The organism is [Mycobacterium] manitobense, from assembly GCF_025821665.1.
GTDB classification, from domain to species: domain Bacteria; phylum Actinomycetota; class Actinomycetes; order Mycobacteriales; family Mycobacteriaceae; genus Mycobacterium; species Mycobacterium arseniciresistens.
The window spans coordinates 1-4,285 of record NZ_JACKSJ010000041.1; the positions used below are offsets into that span (position 1 = coordinate 1).

The following is a 4,285-nucleotide window of genomic DNA, read 5'->3' on the forward strand; positions in this document are numbered from 1 at the left end:
AGAGCCGGCGCATGCAGCCGGTGAGAGCGACGCGGAGCGGCACGAGCCTGCGGGTGGCGGGCCGGGGCGGCGGACGGGCGACGCGGGCGGCGGTGGCAGCCGGCGCGGGGGAGTGGGCGGGCGCGGCGGCCACACCGGCGGCGGCCGGTGCGCCGGGTCGCGGCGGATCATCTCCGGCGGCTCCCGTGGCGGCTGCCGTGGTGTCGGCCGGTTGTCGTCCACAGCAGAAATGTACGTGCCGGGCGTCCGCGGACCCCGGCGACGGGCTACGCCAGCCAGCCGAGTCGGCCGGCCAGCAGGGCGTAGCCGACGAAGGCGACGGCGTCGATCAGGGCGTGCGCCACGACCAGGGGCCACAGCCGACCGGTTCGCTGGTAGACGTAGCCGAACACCAGGCCCATCGCCACATTGCCCAGCCCGGCACCGAAGCCCTGGTACAGGTGATAGGCGCCGCGCAGCAGGCTGCTGATCACCACCGCGGCCATCGGGTTGACGTGCAGCTGGCGGAGCCGGGTGAGCAGGAAACCGACCACGATGATCTCCTCGGCCCAGCCGTTGGCGAACGACACCGCCAGCAGAACCGGGATCCGCCACCAGGTGTCGTAGAGCTCCGCGGGTTCCACGTCGGCGTTCGCGCCGAGCAGTCGGGCCACCTGATACAGCGCCAGGCCCGGCAGGCCGATCAGCGCCGCCAGCCCGAGCCCGCCGAGCACGTCGCGCCTGCGGGGCCGGCCGAGGCCGATGCGCGACGGCCCGAACCCGCTGCGCCACAACAGGTACAACCCGAGCGCGCCCCACGCCAGGAGCTGGAACACCCGGGTCAGGTTGAACCCGAGGTCGATCAGGTCGAACGGCGAGCGCTTCGGATTGAGTGCGATCACCTGTCCGGACAGGCCCTGCAGCACCGACTCGATCAGGCTCAGCAGCGCGGTGTAGGCGCTCAGGCCGAAGGTCACCGCCAGCACGACGGCGATCTCGATGCACAACACGCGCCGCTGCGGCGACTGGGCGTCGGCGGGCTCGGTCACCGCCACAGGCTAGTGCGGCGTGGGGTCAGACGCGGCGCGCGCGCAGTCCGTTGAGGAAGGGGCACCCCATCAGGACCCTGATCGCCTGGCTCAGCCCGGTGACGTCGTCGACCGGCTTGGCGAAGGGCAGCCGCACGTCGTGGTCGCCGTCCTCGTTCTCGACGCGCAACTGGACGCCGTAGCGGTCCAGGCCGAGCGGTCGCACGCGGCCCCGGCGCAGCGCGGTGGGCAGCCGGGTGGCCAGCCGATCGACCACGTCGCGGTGCGCGGAGTCCATGTGCTGCAGCCAGCACGACTCCATCTCGCAGAACGGGTCGGGCCGGGCCTCGAGCAGGGTGCTCAGGCCGACGGCCTCGGCGCCGGTGGAATCGGCCACCACCACCGACTCGATCTCCAGCCGCATCAGTGCATAACGAGTGTCGCCACCGTTGTTCTCACTCGAGTTGACCTGCAGCAGAGCCGGATTGGGATCGGAGGTGGCGATCAGATCGAGCATCGGCGCGACGTGTGCGCCCGCCACCTCCCGCAGTCGGCCGCGGATCCACACCAGCGACCGCACCGGTTCACGCAACGGCAGCGGGGCGTAGTCGGTCATCTCGAGCACCGCCTGGACGCCTGCGCTGCCCGAGCCGACGACCATGCCCGCGACCATGCCGTCGACCGGCACCGTCAGCGCGAACGAGCCGTCCTCGAGCAGGTGGTGGATCGGCGTCGCGACGGGTTCGACACCCTCCACGGCCAGCATCGCGCCGCCGCCGCGCGCACATGCGCTGCGGATCCGCTCGGCTGTCGTCGGTGCCGCATTCGTCATCGCTCGCCCTCCCGGTAGATAAGGTGAGCCTAACTTAACTAGCACCGCACGGAGGGCGCAAGACCTCCCCTCCAGCGGAACGGCGTTACCGCGGCCACCCGATAGGGTTGAGACGTGCCGAGCATCGCCTATCTGGGGCCCCAGGGAACCTTCACAGAGGCGGCGTTGCTGCAGTTGGCCGCGGCCGACGCGATCCCCGTCCCCGGCGCCGTCACCCCGGTGCCCGTCGAGAGCACACCGGCCAGCCTGGAGTGCGTGCGCACAGGCACCGCCGACTACGCGTGCGTCCCGATCGAGAACTCGATCGAGGGCTCGGTGCTGCCCACACTGGACAGCCTGGCCGTCGGCGCGCCGCTGCAGATCTTCGCCGAGACCGTCCTGGACGTGTCGTTCACGATCGTGGTGCGGCCCGGCCACACCGGTGACGTCGCGACCGTCGCCGCCTTCCCGGTGGCGGCCGCGCAGGTCCGGCGGTGGCTGGCCGAGAACCTGCCGGGGGCGCTGGTGGTGCCCGCCCAGTCGAACGCGGCCGCGGCGCACGACGTGGCCGAGGGCCGGGCCGATGCGGGGGTCAGCACGGTGCTGGCCGCCGAACGCCTCGGGCTCGAGGCGCTCGCCTCGGGCGTCGTCGACGAGAACAACGCGCGCACCCGCTTCCTGCTCGCCGGCCGGCCGGCGCCGCCGCCCACCCGCACGGGCGCCGACCGCACCTCGGTGGTGCTGCGGCTGGCCAACGAGCCAGGGGCGCTGGTCACGGCCATGTCCGAGCTGTCCGTCCGTGACATCGACCTGACCCGCATCGAGTCCCGGCCCACCCGAACGGGACTGGGCACCTACGTGTTCTTCCTCGACTTCGTCGGCCACATCGACGACGCCGCCGTCGCCGAGGCACTCAGAGCGCTGCACCGGCGTTGTGCAGATGTGCGCTATCTCGGATCCTGGCCGACAGGAGTGGCTGCCGGTGCGCCGCCGCCCCAGCTCGACGACGCATCGCACTGGCTGGCCGCGCTGCGCGACGGCAGACTCGGTGACGCGGAGGTGAACCAATGAGCGGACGGCTGGTGCTGGTCCGGCACGGGCAGTCGCTGTCCAACGTGGAGCGGCGGCTCGACACCCGCCCACCCGGCCGGGAGCTGACCGATCTCGGCCGCGAACAGGCCAGGGAATTCGCCCGCGGGCTCGCGCACCCACCGGCGATGGTCGCCCACTCGGTCGCCGTGCGCGCGGTGCAGACGGCCGGCGAGATCGCCGCGCAGGCCGGGCTGCCCGCCCACGAGTTCGACGGCCTGCACGAGGTCCAGGTCGGCGAGCTGGAGGACCGCAACGACGACGACGCGATCGCCGAGTTCGAATCCATCTACCAGCGCTGGCACCAGGGCGACCTCGACGCCGTGATGCCCGGCGGCGAATCAGGCAACGACGTCCTCGACCGCTATGTCGCTGTGCTCACCCAGCTCAGGCTGCGCCACCTCGACGACGACGCCTGGCGCGGCGACATCGTGGTGGTGAGCCACGGCGCCGCGATCCGGCTGGTCGCTGCGGTGCTGGCGGGCGTCGACGGCGGCTTCGCGCTCGACCACCACCTGGCCAACACCGAGCCCGTGGTGCTGGCGCCGGTCACCGACGGCCGCTGGAGCTGCGTGCAGTGGGGCACGCTGACCCCGCCGTTCTATCCCGAGACCGACGTGCACCCGGTGCAGGACGCGCTGGAGTCCGCCGACCCGATGGGCTGACCCGAGCCGCTTCCGGTCGGGTGGGCGTCAACTGACGCGGACGACGGACCCGCCCGCGGCCTGACCGCACTGGCAGCCGATCGCCTCGCAGTCGATGCTGAAGGTGTGCATCACCTCGGGCGTCTCGCAGCCGTCCTCGGTGCACTCCATACGGAACCGGACGTGGTGGACCACCGTGCCATGGCAGTGCTCCAGCCCGGCCCGGCACTCCCGGCACTGGAAACTCATGGCCCGTTCATAGCACCGCCGGCCGACATGATGCGGTTGCCGCGCCTGTCATCGCCGGTCGAATGTCTTCGCGCGAGCGCTCATCCCCACCCCAACTCGTGCAGGCGTTCCTCACCGATGCCGAAGTGGTGGGCGATCTCGTGGATCACGGTGATCGCCACCTCCTCGACCACCTGCTCCTCGGAGTCGCAGACGTCCAGCAGGGCGTCGCGGTAGATGGTGATCGTGTCGGGCAGCGAGCCCGCGTACCAGGAGTCCCGTTCGGTGAGCGCGACGCCCTCGTAGAGGCCGAGCAGGCCGGGTTCCTCGTCGTGGCGGTCGGCGACCAGCACCACGACGTTGTCGATGGCGGCCGCGAGGTCGGCGGGAATCAGGTCGAGCGCATCCGAGACCAGCTCGTCGAACCTCTGCTGGCCCATCCGGACGCCCACCCGGCTACGGCGCCGGGGGCGGCGGCGGCCCGGGTGCCGGCGCGGGCGGCGGCG

The 4,285-nt window shown here is 72.1% G+C and carries 6 protein-coding genes and 1 pseudogene; 2 read left to right on the forward strand and 5 right to left on the reverse strand.

All coding sequences use genetic code 11. The annotated features are described in order from the left end of the window. The 3 genes and pseudogenes from H7I41_RS05235 to H7I41_RS05245 form a co-directional block, all read right to left on the reverse strand. A pseudogene (locus H7I41_RS05235) lies at nt 1-222 on the reverse strand (hypothetical protein); the annotation flags it as partial. Nucleotides 223-266: 44 nt separating this feature from the next. Continuing rightward, a complete protein-coding gene (locus H7I41_RS05240) occupies nt 267-1,028 on the reverse strand; it encodes a CPBP family intramembrane glutamic endopeptidase (RefSeq protein ID WP_372503680.1) in 762 nt (253 codons plus the stop codon). Between the two features lie 25 nt (nt 1,029-1,053). Then, nucleotides 1,054-1,839: a DUF2470 domain-containing protein gene (locus H7I41_RS05245; protein ID WP_264011516.1), complete on the reverse strand. Its 786-nt coding sequence runs from the start codon at nt 1,837-1,839 to the stop codon at nt 1,054-1,056. 114 nt (nt 1,840-1,953) lie between these two features. On the opposite strand from H7I41_RS05245, the gene pheA reads away from it, so the two are divergent. Together pheA and H7I41_RS05255 are read left to right on the forward strand one after the other, a co-directional pair. Beyond that, nucleotides 1,954-2,889 carry a prephenate dehydratase gene (gene pheA, locus H7I41_RS05250; RefSeq protein ID WP_264011517.1) on the forward strand — a complete coding sequence of 312 codons (936 nt, stop codon included), beginning with the start codon at nt 1,954-1,956 and terminating at the stop codon, nt 2,887-2,889. Next, on the forward strand, nt 2,886-3,572 hold the full coding sequence (locus H7I41_RS05255; protein ID WP_264011518.1) for a histidine phosphatase family protein: 687 nt from the start codon (nt 2,886-2,888) through the stop codon (nt 3,570-3,572). Before pheA ends, H7I41_RS05255 begins: the two co-directional genes overlap by 4 nt. A gap of 27 nt (nt 3,573-3,599) precedes the next feature. Here the strand turns inward: H7I41_RS05255 and H7I41_RS05260 are convergent, their stop codons facing one another. Both H7I41_RS05260 and H7I41_RS05265 read right to left on the reverse strand, forming a co-directional pair. Continuing rightward, nucleotides 3,600-3,800, reverse strand: coding sequence for a hypothetical protein (locus H7I41_RS05260; protein WP_264011519.1), 201 nt, complete (start codon nt 3,798-3,800; stop codon nt 3,600-3,602). A gap of 80 nt (nt 3,801-3,880) precedes the next feature. Then, nucleotides 3,881-4,231, reverse strand: a complete 351-nt coding sequence (locus H7I41_RS05265; protein WP_264011520.1) for a metallopeptidase family protein — start codon at nt 4,229-4,231, stop codon at nt 3,881-3,883. Nucleotides 4,232-4,285 lie beyond the last annotated feature (54 nt).

Coding starts and splice junctions, on each gene's coding strand:
- H7I41_RS05245 (WP_264011516.1), bottom strand. CDS start 1,839: ATGACGAATGCGGCACCGACGACAGCCGAGCGGATCCGCAGCGCATGT.
- H7I41_RS05260 (WP_264011519.1), bottom strand. CDS start 3,800: ATGAGTTTCCAGTGCCGGGAGTGCCGGGCCGGGCTGGAGCACTGCCAT.
- H7I41_RS05255 (WP_264011518.1), top strand. CDS start 2,886: ATGAGCGGACGGCTGGTGCTGGTCCGGCACGGGCAGTCGCTGTCCAAC.